Origin of the sequence: Nocardioides massiliensis (genome assembly GCF_030811215.1) — a bacterium.
Taxonomy (GTDB): Bacteria; Actinomycetota; Actinomycetes; order Propionibacteriales; family Nocardioidaceae; genus Nocardioides_A; species Nocardioides_A massiliensis.
Genome location: NZ_JAUSQM010000001.1, coordinates 3,680,929 through 3,699,032, shown reverse-complemented (window position 1 = coordinate 3,699,032; position 18,104 = coordinate 3,680,929). Strand labels below are relative to the sequence as shown.

Below are 18,104 nucleotides of genomic sequence, written 5' to 3'. Positions count from 1 at the left end.
AATGACTGCCACCATCAACGAGACCGCTGAGACCACTGCGGGCAGCGTCGGACGCATCGCGCGGGTGATCGGCCCCGTCGTCGACATCGAGTTCCCCGCGGACGCGATGCCGGGCATCTACAACGCCCTCGACGTCGACCTGAGCCTCGGCGGCGAGACGACGACGATCATCCTCGAGGTCGCCCAGCACATCGGCGACGGGATGGTCCGCGCCATCTCGATGAAGCCGACCGACGGCCTGGTCCGGGGTCAGCAGGTGCGCGACTCCGGGGGCCCGATCACCGTGCCCGTCGGCGACGTGACGCTCGGCCGCGTGTTCAACGCCACGGGCGACTGCATGAACCTCGAGGAGGGCGAGACGCTCGAGGTCAACGAGCGCTGGGGCATCCACCGCAAGGCGCCCGCGTTCGACCAGCTGGAGTCGAAGACCCAGATGTTCGAGACCGGCATCAAGGTCATCGACCTGCTCACGCCGTACGTCACCGGCGGCAAGATCGGCCTGTTCGGCGGCGCCGGCGTGGGCAAGACCGTGCTCATCCAGGAGATGATCGCGCGTGTGGCCCGCAACCACGGTGGTGTGTCGGTGTTCGCCGGGGTCGGCGAGCGCACGCGTGAGGGCAACGACCTGATCGCGGAGATGACCGAGGCGGGCGTGTTCAGCCAGACCGCGCTGGTCTTCGGCCAGATGGACGAGCCGCCGGGCACCCGGCTGCGCGTCGCGCTGTCCGCCCTGACGATGGCGGAGTACTTCCGCGACGTCCAGAAGCAGGACGTGCTGCTGTTCATCGACAACATCTTCCGGTTCACCCAGGCCGGGTCCGAGGTCTCGACCCTGCTGGGTCGCATGCCTTCGGCCGTGGGCTACCAGCCCAACCTGGCGGACGAGATGGGCGTGCTCCAGGAGCGGATCACCTCGACGCGTGGTCACTCGATCACCTCGATGCAGGCGATCTACGTGCCGGCCGACGACTACACCGACCCGGCTCCGGCGACCACCTTCGCCCACCTCGACGCGACCACCGAGCTCTCCCGCGAGATCGCGTCGCTGGGTATCTACCCGGCCGTGGACCCGCTGACCTCGACGTCGCGGATCCTCGACCCGCAGTACATCGGCCAGGCGCACTACGACTGCGCCATCCGGGTCAAGCAGATCCTCCAGCGCAACAAGGAGCTGCAGGACATCATCGCGATCCTCGGTGTGGACGAGCTCTCCGAGGAGGACAAGGTCATCGTGTCGCGGGCGCGCCGCATCCAGCGGTTCCTCTCGCAGAACACCTACGTCGCCAAGCAGTTCACCGGCATCGAGGGCTCGACGGTCTCCATCGAGGACACCATCGAGGCGTTCAACAAGATCGCCGAGGGCGAGTACGACCACGTCGCCGAGCAGGCGTTCTTCATGTGCGGTGGTCTCGACGACGTCGAGCGCAAGTGGGACGAGATCCAGAAGTCCCTCTGACCCGTCGATCTGCCGAGATCCAAGGAGCTGAAGAACCGTGAGTGAGAGCGCTCTGCAGGTGGAGCTGGTGGCGGCCGACCGCCTCGTGTGGTCGGGTCAGGCCACCAGCGTCATCGCCCGTACGACCGAGGGCGACCTCGGCGTGCTCCCGGGTCACGCGCCGCTGCTCTCGGTGCTCGTGCCGGGTGTCATCGAGGTGACCACGGTCGAGGGCGAGAGCTGGGTGGCAGCAGTCGACGGCGGGTTCCTGTCCGTCGCCGACAACCGCATCTCCCTGCTCTCCGAGCGTGCGGAGATGTCGCACGAGATCGACCTCGAGAAGGCACGTCACGACCTCGAGCGCGCGCAGGCGGCCGGGGAGCTCGACGACGAGGCGATCCAGGCCGTCCGTGTTGCCGAGGCCCGCCTGCGGGCCGCCGAGCGCGGGGTCTGACCACCGCCTGACCGTTGGGCGGTGCGCCGGTGCGCCGGTGCGCCGGACCCGTCCCATTCGATAGCATCCCCCGCACGCCCGGTTCTCGTAGCCGGGCGTGCGGGGTTTCTCGTCCGTTCCGCTTCGTGGCCGACAGGAGGAAGCAGCATGCCGTGGTGGCAGTTGCTCCTCGACATCGTCGGTGCAGCGCTCGTGCTCCTGGTCCTCTACGGGCTGACGCTGATCGTGCGCCGTCGCGTGCTGTCGCGCAACGGCGGGACCTTCGAGCTCAGCGTGCGAGTCCGCACCGACCGGCCCGGTCGCGGTTGGGTGCTCGGCCTGGGACGCTACGACCGGGACGTCCTGCAGTGGTTCCGGATCTTCTCGATCTCGCCGCGTCCGCGTCGGGTGTTCGCCCGCACGGAGCTGGACTACATCGGCCGCCGTGCGCCCGAGGGCGCGGAGACGTACTCGCTCTACACCGACCACGTCGTGGTCACCTGTGAGACGCCGACCGGGGTGCAGGAGCTTGCGATGAGCCGGGAGGCGCTCACGGGGTTCCAGGCCTGGACCGAGGCGGCCCCGCCCGGCCAGCTGCGCCGCGGGTGAGCGCCCCCGCAGCGACGATCCGTGCCGCCCGCAACGGCACCGGCTGGGTCTTCGTCCTCAACGGCCTGTGCTTCGCGACCTGGGTCTCGCGGCTGCCGCAGGCCAGACGCGCCCTGGAGCTCGACAACGCCCAGCTCGGCCTGCTGCTGCTCGCACTGGCCGTGGGCTCGATGATCGCGCTCCCGCTCACCGGCGCGTTGATCGAGCGGGTCGGCGTACGCATAGCAGTGCGGGCGGGCCTCGTCGCCGCCGTCGTCGGCCTCTCGTGCGCTGCGGTCGCCATCAGCGACGGTGTGCCGGTCGATGCTGCGCGCGTGCTGGCGGCTGCCGGGCTCTTCGTGTACGGCGCGGGCTCGGGTGCGTGGGACGTCGCCATGAACGTCGAGGCCGCCGAGGTCGAGCGCGGGCTGGGCCGCACGGTCATGCCGCGTTTCCACGCCGGGTTCAGCATCGGCACCGTGGCCGGAGCCGGACTGGGTGCCGCGGCCATCGCCCTCGGCGTGCCGGCGCCGGTGCACGTCGGGCTGGTCCTCGTCCTCAGCGTCGGCGTGCTCCTCCCGGCGACGGGGGCATTCGTCCCGGTGGGCGGGGCGGCGCGCGGTGGTGAAGGCCCCCCAGGCTCGTCGGTGTCGGTCTGGCGCGCCTGGACCGAGCCCCGGACGCTCCTGATCGGCGCGATGGTGATGGCGCTCGCGCTGATGGAGGGCACGGCCAACGATTGGCTGGCCCTCGCGCTGGTCGACGGGCACGGCTTCGCCGAGGCCTCAGGGGTGGCCGGGTATGCCGGCTTCGTCGCCGCGATGACGCTGGGTCGCCTCGTCGGCCCGGCCGTCCTGGACCGCGGTGGCCGCACCGCGGTGCTGTGGGGGACCTTGTTGTGCGCCGCGGCCGGGATCGCGCTGGTGGTCACCCAGGATGGGCCGCTCATCGCGCTCGGCATCCTGCTCTGGGGACTGGGCGCGTCCCTGGGCTTCCCCGTAGGGATGAGCGCGGCCGCGGACGACCCGGTGCGCTCCGCCGCCCGCGTCAGCGTGGTGTCGACATTGGGCTACACCGCGTTCCTCGCCGGTCCGCCCGCCTTCGGGGCGCTCGCTGAGACCGTCGGCACGCTCGAGGCGCTGTGGGCGCTGGCGATCCTCACGCTTCCGGCCGCGCTGCTCGTGCCGGCGGCCAGGCCACGAGACGCCCCGGCTTGATCTGCGCCGCACTCGAAGATCCCAGTCGGCTGGTGACTGCGATCTTCGACCAGGACGCTCAGTGCCCGCTCAGCGCTCGCCACCGGGGACCCACAGCACGTCGCCCTGCTCGCGGTTCGCGTGGCGGGCGAGGATGAACAGTAGGTCGGAGAGCCGGTTGAGGTAGGTGATGGCGAGGACGTTCATCGTCTCGGCGTGCTCCTCGTAGGCCGCCCACGCCGAACGCTCGGCGCGACGGACGACCGTGCGCGCGACGTGCAGCAGTGCTGCGCCCGCAGTGCCGCCGTTGAGGATGAACGACCGCAGGTTCGGCAGGTCGGCGTTGTAGTCGTCGCACCACTGCTCGAGGCGGTCGACATAGGCCTGCTCGATGCGCAGGGGCGGGTACTCGGGGTCGGGGACGACCGGGGTGCAGAAGTCGGCCCCCACGTCGAACAGGTCGTTCTGCACGGTCGTGAGGACCTTGACCACGTCCTCCTCGAGGCCACCGGCGGCGAGCGCGTGACCGAGGTGGGCGTTCGCCTCGTCGACATCGGCGTAGGCGTGCAGCCGCAGGTCGTTCTTCGAGGTCTCGCTCATGTCGCCCAGGCGGGTGCGTCCGCCGTCGCCGGTACGGGTGTAGATGCGCGTGAGGTTGACCATGGTCACCACCCTAGATGTCGTGGGTATCGTCCCCGACGTGAGTGACGCCTTCCGCCTGACGGCCGCCGGGCCGCGCACCCGACCGCTCGAAGGGACGGTCGAGGTCGGCGGGGCCAAGAACTCCTCGCTCAAGCTGATGGCTGCGACCCTGCTTGCGCCTGGTCGCAGCACCCTGCACAACGTCCCCGACATCCTCGACGTCCACGTGATGGCGCAGCTGCTCGAGCGCCTGGGCTGCACCGTCACCGTGGAGCACCCCGACCCGACGGTCTCCCTGCGCGGGTCCGGCACCGTGGTCATCGACGTGCCCGAGGAGCTCGACCCGGAGGCGCCGTACGAGCTCGTGCGCCGGCTGCGGGCCAGCATCTGCGTGCTCGGGCCGCTAGTGGCCCGGTGCGGCACCGCTCGGGTCGCCCTGCCCGGCGGTGACGCGATCGGCTCGCGCGGGCTCGACATGCACTTCAAGGGCCTCGAGGAGCTCGGCGCGCAGGTGCGGGTCGAGCACGGCATGGTCGTCGCCGAGGTGCCCGATCGGCTGCGGGGCGCCTCGCTCTGGCTGGACTTCCCCAGCGTCGGGGCAACCGAGAACCTGCTGATGGCCGCCGTGCTCTCGCCCGGCACCACGGTGATCGACAACGTGGCCCGCGAGCCCGAGATCGGTGACCTGTGCGAGCTGCTGATCGCGATGGGAGCACGGATCGCCGGCGTGGGGTCGTCGACGCTCGAGGTCGAGGGGGTCGCCCAGCTGCGACCGGTCGAGCACACCACCATCGGCGACCGGATCGTGGCGGGCACGTGGACCTTTGCGACCGCGATCGCCGGGGGAGACGTGACCGTCGCCGGGGCGGGCCTGCGGCACTTCCAGATCGTCGTCGACAAGCTTGTCGCCGCGGGCGCGCAGATCGAGACCGTCGAGGGGTACGGCGAGGACGCGTTCCGCGTCCGGTGCGACGACCGGCTCGCGGCGTTCGACGTGGCGACGCTCCCGTACCCCGGCTTCCCGACCGACCTGCAGCCGTTCGCGATGGCGCTCGCCGCCACCTCCGACGGCACCGCGATGATCACCGAGAACGTCTTCGAGGCGCGCTTCATGTTCGCCCAGGAGCTCGCGCGGCTGGGCGCCGACCTGCGCACCGACGGTCACCACGCCGTCGTGCGCGGCGTGCCGGCGCTGTCGGGGGCGCCGGTCGTGGCCCACGACATCCGCGCGGGCGCCGCCCTCGTGCTCGCCGGACTGGCGGCCGAGGGGACGACCGTCGTGGCGGAGGCGCACCACATCGACCGCGGCTACCCGCACTTCGTCGAGGTGCTGCAGACCCTCGGGGTCGACATCGCCCGCGTCGGGTCCGACGAACCGGACTGACGAACGATCTGAGAAACCGCCGGACCCAAAGCAACCAAAACGCTGTGGCGCGCGTCATAGTGGTGGAGGGGGACGATTCGGGCGTCCCGCAGCAGCGAACGGGCGGGTGTGTGCAGTGGTGGATCTCGAGGTTGACGGATCGATCTTGAAGCTGGTCGGGGACTTCGACGTGCGCAGCACCAGCACGGTGCGCCAGGCGTTGTACGCCCACCTGGAGGCGCACACCGACACCTGTGAGCACGACATCGTCGTGGACCTCTCCGGCGTGCCCTCTGTCGATGAGACCGCGCTGCGGGTGCTTGCGGTCGCGACCCGGGCCGCCGAGCGCGCCGGACACCGGCTGGTGCTGCGGGGGTGCAGCCCGTCAGTCCGGCGGATGCTGACCGTGGCGCGGTTCCGGCACCGGGTGTCGGTGGAGCCCGTCGCCGTCTGAGCGGGGCTGTCTGAGCCGGGGTCGGCACCCCGCAGTGTGAATCAGCCGACAGCGGGGTTACTCGCGCGTACGTCCGGGCCTATCCTCCACCCATGAGCGAGCAGACCCCTGACAGTGCGCTTCCCCCGGCGGACCGACCGCGGCCGAAGGACAAGCCGTGGGTGATGCGCACCTACGCCGGGCACTCCACCGCCGCGGCGTCGAACGCGCTCTACCGCACCAACCTCGCCAAGGGCCAGACCGGACTGTCGGTGGCCTTCGACCTCCCGACCCAGACCGGCTACGACCCGGACTCGCCGCTCGCGCGCGGCGAGGTCGGCAAGGTCGGCGTACCCGTGCCGCACCTGGGGGAGATGCGTCAGCTCTTCGAGGGCATCCCGCTGACGGAGATGAACACCTCGATGACGATCAACGCCACGGCCATGTGGCTGCTGGCGATGTACCAGGTCGTGGCGGAGGAGCAGAACCCCGAGCTGGCGCCCGAGGAGGTCGCCGGTCAGCTCGCTGGGACGACCCAGAACGACATCATCAAGGAGTACCTCTCGCGCGGGACCTATGTCTTCCCGCCCGAGCACTCGCTGCGGCTGACTGCCGACACGATCGCCTACACGGTCAACAACGTCCCGAAGTGGAACCCGATCAACATCTGCAGCTACCACCTGCAGGAGGCCGGCGCGACCCCGACGCAGGAGCTCGCCTATGCGCTGAGCACCGCGATCGCCGTGCTCGACGCCGTCCGCGACACCGGCCAGGTGAGCGAGGACGACTTCGAGAAGGTCGTCGGCCGGATCTCGTTCTTCGTCAACGCCGGGGTGCGGTTCGTCGAGGAGCTGTGCAAGATGCGTGCCTTCGTGGCGTTGTGGGACGAGATCACCCGTGAGCGCTACGGCGTGCAGGACCCGAAGATGCGTCGCTTCCGGTACGGCGTGCAGGTCAACTCGCTCGGCCTCACCGAGGCCCAGCCGGAGAACAACGTCCAGCGGATCGTCCTGGAGATGCTCGGCGTCACGTTGTCGAAGGACGCTCGCGCTCGCGCCGTGCAGCTGCCCGCGTGGAACGAGGCGCTGGGTCTGCCGCGGCCGTGGGACCAGCAATGGTCGCTGCGGCTGCAGCAGGTGCTGGCCTTCGAGTCGGACCTGCTGGAGTACGACGACATCTTCGCCGGCAGCCACGTGATCGAGGCCAAGGTCGCCGAGCTGATCGCGGGCGCGCGTGAGGAGATGGACCGGGTCGCCGCGCTGGGTGGCGCGATCGCCGCGGTCGAGTCCGGCTACATGAAGCAGAACCTCGTCTCCGCCCACGCCGCCCGGCGCGCGCGGATCGAGTCCGGTGACGAGATCATCGTCGGCGTCAACAGGTTCGAGACCACCGAGCCCTCCCCGCTCACGGCCGACCTCGACGGCGCGATCCAGACGGCCGACCCGGCTGCGGAGGCGGCCGCGATCGAGAGCGTCCGGGCGTGGAAGGCCCAGCGTGACCAGGCCGAGGTCGACGCCGCGCTGGCGCGCCTGGCCGAGGACGCCAAGTCCGACGTCAACCTGATGGAGGCCACACTGGCGGCGGCCCGCGCCGGCGCGACGACGGGGGAGTGGGCCGGGACCCTGCGCGAGGTGTTCGGTGAGTTCCGGGCCCCGACCGGGGTCAGCGGTGCCGTCGGTGTCGCCGAGGCCGGTGCGGAGCTGACGGCGGTCCGTGAGCGCGTGCGCGCGACGGGTGAGGAGCTCGGCGGCCGCCTGCGTCTCCTGGTCGGCAAGCCCGGCCTGGACGGGCACTCCAACGGCGCCGAGCAGGTCGCCGTCCGGGCGCGCGACGCCGGTTTCGAGGTGATCTACCAGGGCATCCGGCTCACCCCCGACCAGATCGTCGCTGCGGCGCTGGCCGAGGACGTGCACTGCGTCGGGCTCTCGATCCTGTCGGGCAGCCACATGGAGCTCGTCCCCGACGTGCTGGCGCGGATGCAGGAGTCCGGCATCGGTGACGTGCCGGTGATCGTGGGCGGGATCATCCCCGGCTCCGACGCACGCGCGCTCATCGAGCAGGGGGTCGGTGCCGTCTACACGCCCAAGGACTTCGGGCTGACCGAGATCATGGACGGCATCGTCGACGTCATCCGCAAGGCCAACGGACTGGCCTGAGGCAGCTCCGAGGCGGCGACCAGAAACCGAGATCGAGAACACAGGTAAGGCTCGCCTTCATTAGTGCTACCTTGCTCTCGTGGGCAAGAAGAAGGACGGCGCGCGCAAGCTTCCCAAGCGCGAGTGCTGCGACTCCAAGCCGAAGTGCGGCCGCTGCCCGCTGCGCATGCTCAAAGAGGGCACCCTGCCCGAGGGCTACACGGTCAAGAAGCGCAAGCTCGTGCGCCTCGACGGCAAGAAGGTCACCAAGAAGGGGCTTTCCGAGGTCGCGTGACCCGTAAGGTGGGCGGGTGCCTGCCTCCCGTTTCGTCGCCCAGCTCAACGAGCAGATCGGGCACGAGTTCGCCGCCCACCACCAGTACCTCGCCTGCGCGATCCACTACGACGCGCTGACCATGCCGCAGATGGCCGCGTTCTTCTACGGCCAGGCGCTCGAAGAGCGCGACCACGCGTTGATGATGGTGCAGTACCTCCTCGACACCGACGCCGAGATCGCGTTGCCCGGTGCCGAGGCGCCCCAGTCGCAGTTCGCCGACGTGGTCGCACCCGTCGCGCTCGCCTTGGAGCAGGAGAAGCGGGTCACCGAGCAGATCAACGCACTGCTGCGGATCGCGCGCGAGGAGCACGACTACGCCTCCGAGCAGTTCATGGCGTGGTTCATCAAGGAGCAGGTCGAGGAGGTCGCGACGATGAGCGACCTGCTCGCCGTGGTGACGCGCAACCGCGACGACATCGAGGACATCGAGGAGTACGTCGCCCGCGAGCACGGCGGCGACGGGGGCGACCCCACCTCGCCGCGGATCGCCGGCGCCTGAGCACCTAGGGCATGTCTGACAAATGTCGGGTCCAGGCGATCACGGCGTTGAGGACAGCGGCTGCGCGGTAGGTGATGGCGAGCTTGTCGTAGCGGGTGGCGAGTCCGCGCCACTGCTTGAGGTGGCAGAAGCGGCGCTCGACGACGTTGCGTCCCTTGTAGATCTCGGCGTCGAAAGCCGGCGGTCGTCCGCCGCGCGATCCTCGCCGTCGGCGGTGTCCTTGTTGGTCGGAAGGCTCAGGGATGGCTGCGCGGATGCCGCGCTGGCGCAGATGAGTGCGGATCGCGCGTGAGGAGTAGGCCTTGTCCGCGCGCACGAGGTCGGGTCTGGTTCGTGCTCGCCCGACCGGCTGCGCGACGCGCAGGTGCGCCATCAACGGCCCGAACATCGGCGAATCGCCCGCCTGCCCGGGACTGAGCAGCACCACCATCGGTAGGCCGTGGCCCTCGACCAGGGAGTGGATCTTGGTCGACAACCCGCCGCGGGAACGCCCGATCGCGTGGTCAGGCGGCTCCGCGAGCCGGTCGGGTGGATTCGTGTAACTCGATCCAGCCCCCTGTGAGGCGCGTGGTGTTCGTCGCGTGCTGGTGAGCACGCGCGATCGTGGAGTCCACCGACAGCGACCAATCGACCAGCCCGGCAGCATCGGCCGCAGCGGTCAACCGGTCCAGCACGGTGTCCCACGTGCCGTCCTCGGCCATCCGTCGATGCCAGGTCCACAACGTCTGCCATGGCCCGTACACCTCGGGCGAATCGCGCCAGGCGATCCCGGTTCGGTAGCGGTAGATGATGCCCTCCACGACCTGGCGCGCATCAGCAAACGGGCGGCCCTGGCGCCCCGTCGGCTTCGGAAGCAGGTCCTCGATCAACGACCACTGGGCATCGGAGAGCATCTGGAAACGCGACACGACCCGAACGTTCCCAGACCTACCGCCCAATCTTTGTCAGACACGCCCTAGCGCGCGTACTGTCGAGACCTTGTCGGTTCCTTGCAGTGCGCGCGGCCCGTGCCCCGTACGGTGACGGTGTCCGTCCCCAATGCCGTCCCCGATGCCGTCACGGAGGTGCCAGTGCAGGCGCACGATCAGTTCTTCCGCAGCCTGATGGAGGCGGCGCCTGACGGCTTCCTCATCGTCGACCAGTCCGGCGTGATCAAGCTGGTGAACGGCCAGGTCGAGAACCTCTTCGGCTACGAGCGCAGCGAGCTGCTCGGGCAGCCGGTCGAGGTCCTGGTCCCGATGCGGTTCCACGGGGCGCACGCTCGGCAGCGGTCGGGCTACGCGGCGAAACCGCGCCTGCGACCGATGATGGGCACCGAGCGCGACCTGTATGCCCGGCGCAAGGACGGCTCGGAGTTCCCGGTGGAGATCAGCCTCGCGCCGATCACGAGCGACGCAGGCACGGTGATCTCGGCGATCATCCGCGACGTGAGCGAGCGCAAGCGGCTGCAGGAGGAGTCCGACCGCATCCGCGAGGAGCTGATCGCCACGGTCTCCCACGAGCTGCGCACACCGCTGTCGTCGATCATCGGCTACACCGAGCTGCTCAGCGACCTGGGGGAGGGCCACCTCAGCACTGAGGCCCGCGAGCTGCTCGAGGTGATCGAACGCAATGCGCGTCGTGAGCTCTGCCTGGTCGACGACCTGCTCACCCTGGCCTCGATGACCAGCGGCCGGATGGTGCTCAACGCCGAGCCGATCGACATCGAGCGGCTGGCGACCGACGCGGTCCGCGCGATGCGTCCACGCGCCGAGGCGCAGGGGCTCTCGGTCGTGATGGAGGTCGAGGCCGCCGGATCGACGACCGCGATCTTCGGTGACGCCGTGCGGCTGGGTCAGGTGCTCGACAACCTGCTCACCAACGCCGTGAAGTTCACCCCGCGCGGCGGCGTCATCACCGTCGCCCTGCGCGAGGACGAGGCGTACGCCGTCGTGGAGATCCGCGACACCGGCGTCGGCGTGCCCGCGGAGGAGGTCGCCCTGATCTTCGAGCGGCTCTACCGCGCTCGGCATGCGGTGGAGAAGCACGTGCAGGGCGCCGGCCTGGGACTGTCGATCGCCAAGGCGATCGTCGACGCGCACGAGGGTGCGATCAGCGTGGAGAGCGAGGTCGGGCACGGCACCACGGTCAGCGTCCGCCTCCCGCTCGGGCCGTCAGCTCAGAACAACCTGTCGGTCGGGTCGTCGAGCCCGCGCAGCGCGTCGTAGTCCACCACCGCGCAGGTGATGCCGCGGTCCTCGGCCAGGGTCCGGGCCTGCGGCTTGATCAGCTGAGCCGCGAAGATCCCGCGCACCGGGGCGAGCAGCGGGTCGCGGTTCAGCAGCTCGAGGTAGCGCGTCAGCTGCTCCACGCCGTCGATCTCGCCGCGCCGCTTGATCTCCACCGCCACCCGGTTGCCGTCGGCGTCGCGGCACAGCAGGTCGACCGGCCCGATCGGGGTGGGGTACTCGCGCCGGACCAGCCGCAGGCCGTCGGCCAGGGTCGCGGGGTGCTCCGCGAGCAGCTCCTGCAGGTGCTTCTCCACGCCGTCCTTCTGCAGGCCGGGGTCGATGCCGAGGTCGTGGGAGGAGTCGTGCTGGATCTCCTCGATGAGGATCCGCAGCGTGTCGCCGGTCTTGGATGTGACCGTCCACGACGCGACGCCCTCGTCGTCGACCTCCTCGGCGAAGGTGCACGGCGGTGACATCCAGTTCAGCGGCTTGTAGGAACCCCCGTCGGAGTGCACGAGCACCGACCCGTCGGCCTTGATCATCAGCACGCGGGTGGCCATGGGCAGATGTGCGGTCAGCCGCCCGGCGTAGTCGACCTGGCAGCGGGCAACGACGAGTCTCACGCTCGGGGAATCTACCCGGCGCGACGCGGGCCCGCCGGCGCGGGCGGTTTCCGCAGGTCACCGCGGGGGAACTGCGCACGCATGGCGACACAGGACGGATGGTTGGGCCGGGTCGAGACGGCGATCGACGAGGCCTTCGATCCGCTCGCCGAGGCCGTGGGGTCGGTGGTCTTCTACGCTCCGACGATCCTCGGGGTCGAGGTGCCGCTGCTCATCGTCTACGTGGTGATCGCGGGCATCGTGTTCTCGATCTACCTGCGGGGCATCCAGTTCACCGGCTGGTCGACCGCGATCCCACTGGTGCGCGGGCGCTACTCCCGGCGCTCGGACCCCGGGGAGGTCACCCACTTCCAGGCGCTGTCCTCCGCTCTGTCCGGCACGGTCGGTCTGGGCAACATCGCCGGCGTCGGTGCGGCGGTCGTCGTCGGCGGACCGGGCGCGACGTTCTGGATGATCCTGGCCGGCTTCCTCGGCATGTGCGTGAAGTTCGTCGAGTGCACCCTCGGGGTCAAGTACCGCGAGGTCCACGAGGACGCTCGGCTCGGCGGGAGCGTCGCTGCTCTTCGGTCTGCTGCTCGCAGCCGGTATCGCGGTGGTGATCATCGGCGGGATCAAGTCGATCGGCGCGGTCACCAGCAGGCTCGTGCCGCTCATGGCGATCGTCTACCTCTTCGGCTGCCTCCTGGTGATCTTCGGCAACCTCGAGCAGGTGCCTGGCGCGATCGGCACGATCGTGAGTGGGGCCTTCAACCCCGAGGGCGTGGCCGGCGGTGTGCTCGGCGTGCTGATCGTCGGCTTCCAGCGCGCCGCGTTCTCCAGCGAGGCCGGCGTCGGATCTGCGCCGATCGCGCATGCCGCGGTGAAGACCAAGCACCCGGTCAGCGAGGGCTTCGTGGCCCTTCTCGAGCCGTTCGTCGACACGATCGTGGTGTGCACGATGACCGCATTGACGATCGTCATCGCCGACACGGCGTTCTACGCCGACGCCCGGTCCGAGGTCGCCGGGGGCGGGGCGCCGCCGGACGGGGTCGTCGTGACCTCCGACGCCTTCGAGACCTTCCTGCCGTGGTTCCCGGCCGTGCTCGCCGTCGCCGTGGCACTGTTCGCCTACTCGACGCTGCTGACCTGGAGCTACTACACGATGAAGGCGTGGACCACGCTGTTCGGGCGCAGCCGGCGCAGCGAGAACGTCTTCAAGGTCGTGTTCTGCTCCTTCACGGTCGTCGGCACGGTGATCTCCTTCGGCTCGGTCATCGACTTCGCCGATGCGATGCTCTTCGCCTGTCTCGTGGTCAACCTCCTGGCGTGCTACCTGCTGTTGCCGGTGGTCCGGCGCGAGCTGCGTGAGTTCCGCGAGGGCCTGCGCTGCGGGGACATCGCGAAGGTCCCGGCCGACGAGCGCGCCGACACGTGAGGGCTTTCACAGAACGCCTCTGAACCGGGGGCTTACCCGCCAGTAGCATTTGTGCCATTCTCTCGGCCATGACCGCAGCGAACGCCCAGATCAGCCAGACGCTCGTCCTGCCCTACCTCAACCACGCCGTACGCATGTATGAGGAGGGGTACGCCTCGCGTGCCGACATCGACGCCGGGATGCGCTTCGGCTGCGGCTACCCGGTCGGGCCCCTGGCCACCATCGACGCGACCGGCGTCGACGTCGTCCGGGACGCGCTGGCCGCGCGGTACGCCGAGACCGGCGACCCGCTGCACAAGCCCGCCGACCTGCTGGAGAAGCTGGTCGCGGAGGGGCGCACGGGCCGGGCCGCCGGTCGCGGGCTCTACACGTACGCCGACGGCGAGGTCGTCGACGACGAGGAGGCCCCGTCGGCCGACAGCGCGCCGCAGCTGCGCCATCAGATCAGCACCGTGGGTGTCGTCGGCACCGGGACGATGGCCTCCGGGATCGTCGAGGTCTTCGCCAAGGCGGGGTACGACGTCGTCTACGTCGGCCGCAGCGATGAGAAGGTCGCCGGTGTGCGCGCCGGCATCGAGAAGTCGCTCGACAAGGCGATCGCGAAGGGCAAGTTCGAGGAGTCGGCGAAGGGCGACGTGCTCGCCCGGCTGACCCCGGCGACCTCCCGCGAGGCGCTCGCCGACGTCGACCTCGTGGTCGAGGCGATCGCCGAGGACCTGGCGGTCAAGACCGAGCTCTTCGCCGACCTGGACCGGATCTGCCGAGCCGGCGCGATCCTGGCCACGACCACCTCCTCGCTGCCGATCACCGCGTGCGCCGACGCCACCTCGCGCCCCGAGGCGGTCATCGGCATGCACTTCTTCAACCCCGCGCCGGTGATGAAGTTGGTCGAGGTCGTCACCACCGACGCGACCGCCGCCGACGTCGACGAGACCGTGCGCGCGCTGTGCAAGGCGGTCGGCAAGGTCGCGGTGTCGTGCGGTGACCGCGCCGGCTTCATCGTCAACGCGCTGCTGTTCCCCTACCTCAACGACGCCGTCAAGCTCGCCGAGGCCGGTGAGCACGACCTCACCACCATCGATGAGGCGATCAAGGCGGAGGCTGGGTTCCCGATGGGGCCGTTCCAGCTGCTCGACGTGGTCGGCAACGACGTGTCCCTGGCGATCCAGAAGGAGCTCTTCGAGGAGTTCAAGGAGCCGGGTCTCGCCCCGGCCGCCACGCTGGAGCAGGTCGTCGCCGAGGGCCGGCTCGGTCGCAAGACGGGCAAGGGCTTCCACGACTACAGCTGAGGGATGTCGGTTGGGTCGGCGGCGGCCGGGGACAATGGGCCCATGACCGCCGCCGACGCCGATCCGGACAACGACCAGCTGCACACCTTCGAGCACGGCGAGCACGGCTCGCGGGTGGTGTTCTGTCACGGCCTGTTCGGCCAGGGGCGCAACTGGTCGACCCTGGGGCGGTCGCTGGCCGAGGACCACCGGGTCACGCTCGTCGACCTGCCCCACCACGGACGCTCGCCGTGGCGCGAGCGCTTCGACTACGTCGACATGGCCGACGAGATCGCCGCACTGTGCGACGCCGACGACCCGGTGACGCTGGTCGGTCACTCCATGGGCGGCAAGGCGGCGATGATCGCCGCGCTGCGCCACCCCGAGCGGATCGCCCGGCTGTGCGTGGTCGACATCGCTCCCGTCGCCTATGCCGGTGGCCGGGGGGAGTTCGAGGGCTTCGTCGAGACGATGCGCGCGATGGACCTCGACGCGCTGCCCGACCGGTCCGCGGCCGACGCGGCGATGGCGGAGACCGTCGAGGACCCGGGCGTGCGGGCGTTCCTGCTGCAGAACCTCCGCCGGGAGGGTAAGGGCTGGCGCTGGCAGATGAACCTGCAGGTCCTCGGCGACCAGCTCGACGACCTCGGCGGGTGGCCCGCCGACCGGCTGGGCGACGTCACGCCGTACGACGCTCCGGTGCTGTGGATCGCCGGGGCCGACTCCCGCTACGTGCGCGACGAGCACGTCGACGCGATGCGTGCGTTGTTCCCCCAGGCACAGCGCGTGCGGGTGAAGAACGCCGGCCACTGGGTGCACTCCGAGCAGCCGGCGGTCTTCGAGCAGGTGCTGCGGCGCTTCCTCGCCGCCTGAACTCAGTCCTCGGCCGGCTTCTCCGGCTGCGCCGGGCGCTCCGAGGGTGCGTCGGTGGCGTCCTCGGCGAAGCCCGCGACGACGTCGCGTAGGGCACCGAGCTGAGCGACGATCGCGTCGCGACGCCGAGCGACCCGGTCGACCTCGGCGCGGAGCGAAGCGAGCTGACGCTCCGCCTCGGCCTGGCCGCTGGCGGTGATGCTCGCGGCCTGGGACTTGGCGGTCGTGACGATCTGCTCGGCCTCGCGGCGCGCTCGGCTCAGGGTCTGCTCGGCTTCGGAGAGCGCGTGGTCGCGCTGTGCGGTGGCCTGGGCCGTGGCCTCGCGGGCGCGCTGCTCGGCGGCGTTGGCGCGGGCCTCGGCGTCGGCGACGAGCTGCTGGGTCTGGGCGAGCGCCGACTCGTGGTGGTCTGCTGCCTCGCGCGCCAGGCGCTCCTTCTCGACGGCCAGCACACGCCGCGCCTCCTGCAGCTCCCGGTCGGCGGAGGCCTGGACCTTCTCGGCCTCGCGCTGCGCGGTGGTGCGCAGCGTGGTGCTCTCCTGCTCGGCCGCCAGGCGCAGCTGCTCGGCCTCGCGCTTGGCCGAGGCCAGCAGGTCCTCGGCCTCGCTGCGGGCCGACGCGCGCTCCTGCTCCACCGCTGCCAGCGCCAGCTGGCGGGTCTCCTCGAGGTCCTTGAGCTGCACGATCCGCATGTCCTCGGCCTCACGCGCCGCGTCGGCGCGCAGCGCCTCGGCCTCGCGGGTGGCCTGCTGGCGGATCTCCTCGGCCTGAGCGCGCGCCTGCACGAGGACCTCGTCGGCCTGCTCCTCGGCGAGCCGCAGCATCTCCGAGGCGCGGCCACCGAGGCCGGCGTACGTCGGGTTCTTGTGCTCGGCGATCTGGGTGCGGGCCTCGGCCAGCTGCTCCTCGAGGGCCCGGACCCGCTGCTGGGCCGCCTCGGTGCTCTCGGCCAGCGCGCGGCGCTCCGCGTCGAAGGCAGCGACCGCCCGGTCGACGGCGGCCTTGTCATAACCGCCGCGACGCGCGACCGGGAACCCGTCGGGCTTGGGCGGCAGGACGGGGGCGTTCTCGCGAGGCGCCGCGGCTCCCGGCTTCACCGCCGGGATGACCTGGGTGGGCTCGTCCGACGCTCCGGACGACGGCTGGTCGTCGAAGATGGACAGGCCGCTGCGGTCGCTCATGGATCCCCTCACCTCACGCGTGGACGTCTGGGACAAAGACTACGGGCGGGTGCGGGCTGTCCCCAGCCCAACACCCGCCCGTTCAGCCGACGTTCAGACTCACACGCCGCGGAAGCGGTTGATCTCCGTCTCGTGCTTGGCGCGCTTCTCGTGGTCGCGGACGCCCAGGCCCTCCTCGGGGGCCAGGCAGAGCACGCCGACCTTGCCCTGGTGGGCGTTCTTGTGGACGTCGAGCGCGGCCTGGCCGACGTCGTCGAGGCGGTAGGTCCGCGACAGGGTGGGGTGGATCTTGCCCTGCATGACCAGGCGGTTGGCCTCCCACGACTCGCGGTAGTTGGCGAAGTGCGAGGAGATGATCCGCTTGAGGTTCATCCACAGGTAGCGGTTGTCGTACTCGTGCATGTAGCCCGAGGTCGAGGCGCAGGTGGTGATGGTGCCGCCCTTGCGGGTCACGTAGACGCTCGCGCCGAAGGTCTCGCGGCCCGGGTGCTCGAAGACGATGTCGATGTCCTCGCCGCCGGTGAGCTCACGGATCTTGGAGCCGAACCGCTTCCACTCGCGCGGGTCCTGCTGCGTGCCCTCGTCGTTCCAGAACTTGTAGCCCTCGGCGTTGCGGTTGATGATCAGCTCCGCGCCCATGCTGCGGCAGATGTCGGCCTTCTCGTCGCTGGAGACCACGCAGATCGGGGTGGCGCCGCCGTTGAGGGCGTACTGCGTCGCGAAGCCGCCCAGGCCGCCGGAGGCGCCCCAGATGAGCACGTTGTCGCCCTGCTTCATGTTGCCGCCGTTGGCGGAGACGAGCTGGCGGTACGCCGTGCAGTTGACCAGGCCGGGGGAGGCGGCCTCCTCCCAGGTGAGGTGGTCGGGCTTGGGCATGAGCTGGTTGGCCTTGACCAGCGCGACGTGCGCCAGTCCGCCGAAGTTGGTCTCGAAGCCCCAGATCCGCTGCTGCGGGTCGAGCATCGTGTCGTTGTGGCCGTCGGAGTCCTCGAGCTCGACCGACAGGCAGTGCGCCACGACCTCCTGGCCCGGCTTCCACTTGGTCACGCCGGGGCCGGTGCGCAGGACGACGCCCGACAGGTCGGAGCCGACCACGTGGTAGGGCAGGTCGTGGCGCTTGGTGAGCGGCGAGAGCCGGCCGTAGCGCTCGAGGAAGCCGAAGGTCGAGACCGGCTCGAAGATCGAGGTCCACACGGTGTTGTAGTTGATCGCCGAGGCCATCACCGCGACGTAGGCCTCGCCGGGCCCGAGCTCGGGGAGCGCGACGTCCTCCACGTGCAGGGACTTGCGCGGGTCCTTGTCGCGGCTCGCGACGCCCTCGAACATGTCGACCTCGTCCTTGTGCACCGTGGCGGCGCGGTAGGACTCGGGCAGGGCCAGGTTGGCGAAGTCCTCGGGGGCGGTGTCGCCCGCCATGATCGCGTCGAGGATCTGCTGCACGGATGTCTCCTGGAGGCTCGGGGCACGGACGTTG

16 protein-coding genes and 2 pseudogenes are annotated in these 18,104 nt (G+C 70.3%); 13 read left to right on the top strand and 5 right to left on the bottom strand.

Annotated elements, in window-relative coordinates; genetic code table 11:
* The first annotated feature begins 1 nt into the window (after position 1).
* From atpD to J2S59_RS18195, 4 genes are all read left to right on the top strand, one after another.
* On the top strand, positions 2–1,456 hold the full coding sequence (gene atpD, locus J2S59_RS18210; protein WP_068123033.1) for a F0F1 ATP synthase subunit beta: 1,455 nt from the start codon (positions 2–4) through the stop codon (positions 1,454–1,456).
* A gap of 37 nt (positions 1,457–1,493) precedes the next feature.
* Positions 1,494–1,889, top strand: a complete 396-nt coding sequence (locus tag J2S59_RS18205; protein ID WP_068123035.1) for a F0F1 ATP synthase subunit epsilon — start codon at positions 1,494–1,496, stop codon at positions 1,887–1,889.
* Positions 1,890–2,036: 147 nt separating this feature from the next.
* Positions 2,037–2,477 carry a DUF2550 domain-containing protein gene (locus tag J2S59_RS18200; protein WP_068123037.1) on the top strand — a complete coding sequence of 147 codons (441 nt, stop codon included), beginning with the start codon at positions 2,037–2,039 and terminating at the stop codon, positions 2,475–2,477.
* Positions 2,474–3,673 (top strand): MFS transporter, encoded by a 1,200-nt coding sequence (locus J2S59_RS18195; protein ID WP_246360506.1) that lies wholly within the window; start codon positions 2,474–2,476, stop codon positions 3,671–3,673. The genes J2S59_RS18200 and J2S59_RS18195 overlap by 4 nt, the downstream gene beginning before the upstream one ends.
* A gap of 69 nt (positions 3,674–3,742) precedes the next feature.
* On the opposite strand, the gene J2S59_RS18190 is transcribed toward J2S59_RS18195, so the two are convergent.
* Positions 3,743–4,315: a cob(I)yrinic acid a,c-diamide adenosyltransferase gene (locus J2S59_RS18190; protein ID WP_306825367.1), complete on the bottom strand. Its 573-nt coding sequence runs from the start codon at positions 4,313–4,315 to the stop codon at positions 3,743–3,745.
* Between the two features lie 37 nt (positions 4,316–4,352).
* Here J2S59_RS18190 and murA point away from each other — a divergent pair, with 37 nt between their 5' ends.
* The 5 genes from murA (at position 4,353) to J2S59_RS18165 (ending at position 9,061) form a co-directional block, all read left to right on the top strand.
* Positions 4,353–5,678: a UDP-N-acetylglucosamine 1-carboxyvinyltransferase gene (gene murA / locus J2S59_RS18185; protein WP_246360250.1), complete on the top strand. Its 1,326-nt coding sequence runs from the start codon at positions 4,353–4,355 to the stop codon at positions 5,676–5,678.
* 118 nt (positions 5,679–5,796) lie between these two features.
* The gene (locus J2S59_RS18180; RefSeq protein ID WP_068119958.1) at positions 5,797–6,111 is read left to right on the top strand and encodes an STAS domain-containing protein; all 315 of its coding nucleotides are present in this window, start codon (positions 5,797–5,799) and stop codon (positions 6,109–6,111) included.
* Between the two features lie 92 nt (positions 6,112–6,203).
* On the top strand, positions 6,204–8,246 hold the full coding sequence (locus J2S59_RS18175) for an ethylmalonyl-CoA mutase (RefSeq protein WP_181641818.1): 2,043 nt from the start codon (positions 6,204–6,206) through the stop codon (positions 8,244–8,246).
* Between the two features lie 79 nt (positions 8,247–8,325).
* Entirely contained in the window at positions 8,326–8,520 is a 195-nt protein-coding gene (locus tag J2S59_RS18170) for a hypothetical protein (RefSeq protein WP_068119953.1), read from the top strand.
* 16 nt (positions 8,521–8,536) lie between these two features.
* On the top strand, positions 8,537–9,061 hold the full coding sequence (locus tag J2S59_RS18165) for a ferritin (RefSeq protein WP_068119952.1): 525 nt from the start codon (positions 8,537–8,539) through the stop codon (positions 9,059–9,061).
* Between the two features lie 4 nt (positions 9,062–9,065).
* On the opposite strand, the pseudogene J2S59_RS18160 reads toward J2S59_RS18165, so the two are convergent.
* Positions 9,066–9,954: pseudogene (locus tag J2S59_RS18160) on the bottom strand (IS5 family transposase).
* A gap of 132 nt (positions 9,955–10,086) precedes the next feature.
* Here J2S59_RS18160 and J2S59_RS18155 point away from each other — a divergent pair.
* On the top strand, positions 10,087–11,268 hold the full coding sequence (locus J2S59_RS18155; RefSeq protein WP_181642112.1) for an ATP-binding protein: 1,182 nt from the start codon (positions 10,087–10,089) through the stop codon (positions 11,266–11,268).
* Here the strand turns inward: J2S59_RS18155 and nucS are convergent.
* Entirely contained in the window at positions 11,220–11,894 is a 675-nt protein-coding gene (nucS, locus tag J2S59_RS18150; protein WP_181642111.1) for an endonuclease NucS, read from the bottom strand. The two genes, J2S59_RS18155 and nucS, sit on opposite strands and share 49 nt — an antisense overlap.
* On the opposite strand from nucS, the pseudogene J2S59_RS18145 reads away from it, so the two are divergent.
* From J2S59_RS18145 to J2S59_RS18135, 3 genes and pseudogenes are all read left to right on the top strand, one after another.
* A pseudogene (locus tag J2S59_RS18145) lies at positions 11,838–13,308 on the top strand (alanine/glycine:cation symporter family protein). The gene nucS and the pseudogene J2S59_RS18145 sit on opposite strands and share 57 nt — an antisense overlap.
* Before the next feature lie 68 nt (positions 13,309–13,376).
* Positions 13,377–14,597, top strand: coding sequence for a 3-hydroxyacyl-CoA dehydrogenase family protein (locus tag J2S59_RS18140; protein ID WP_068124515.1), 1,221 nt, complete (start codon positions 13,377–13,379; stop codon positions 14,595–14,597).
* 42 nt (positions 14,598–14,639) lie between these two features.
* Complete coding sequence (locus J2S59_RS18135) at positions 14,640–15,449, top strand: alpha/beta fold hydrolase (protein ID WP_306825366.1); 810 nt, start codon at positions 14,640–14,642, stop codon at positions 15,447–15,449.
* Between the two features lie 2 nt (positions 15,450–15,451).
* Here J2S59_RS18135 and J2S59_RS18130 read toward each other — a convergent pair whose 3' ends face one another.
* Positions 15,452–16,630, bottom strand: a complete 1,179-nt coding sequence (locus tag J2S59_RS18130; protein ID WP_068120540.1) for a coiled-coil domain-containing protein — start codon at positions 16,628–16,630, stop codon at positions 15,452–15,454.
* A 99-nt stretch (positions 16,631–16,729) separates the two neighbouring features.
* Positions 16,730–18,070: a crotonyl-CoA carboxylase/reductase gene (gene ccrA / locus J2S59_RS18125; RefSeq protein ID WP_068120538.1), complete on the bottom strand. Its 1,341-nt coding sequence runs from the start codon at positions 18,068–18,070 to the stop codon at positions 16,730–16,732.
* Positions 18,071–18,104 lie beyond the last annotated feature (34 nt).

What these genes read in the sequence shown, in the direction of transcription:
- atpD (WP_068123033.1), top strand. Translation starts at nt 2, where the DNA reads ATGACTGCCACCATCAACGAGACCGCTGAGACCACTGCGGGCAGCGTC.
- J2S59_RS18200 (WP_068123037.1), top strand. Translation starts at nt 2,037, where the DNA reads ATGCCGTGGTGGCAGTTGCTCCTCGACATCGTCGGTGCAGCGCTCGTG.
- J2S59_RS18190 (WP_306825367.1), bottom strand. Translation starts at nt 4,315, where the DNA reads ATGGTCAACCTCACGCGCATCTACACCCGTACCGGCGACGGCGGACGC.
- J2S59_RS18175 (WP_181641818.1), top strand. Translation starts at nt 6,204, where the DNA reads ATGAGCGAGCAGACCCCTGACAGTGCGCTTCCCCCGGCGGACCGACCG.
- J2S59_RS18140 (WP_068124515.1), top strand. Translation starts at nt 13,377, where the DNA reads ATGACCGCAGCGAACGCCCAGATCAGCCAGACGCTCGTCCTGCCCTAC.
- J2S59_RS18135 (WP_306825366.1), top strand. Translation starts at nt 14,640, where the DNA reads ATGACCGCCGCCGACGCCGATCCGGACAACGACCAGCTGCACACCTTC.
- J2S59_RS18130 (WP_068120540.1), bottom strand. Translation starts at nt 16,630, where the DNA reads ATGAGCGACCGCAGCGGCCTGTCCATCTTCGACGACCAGCCGTCGTCC.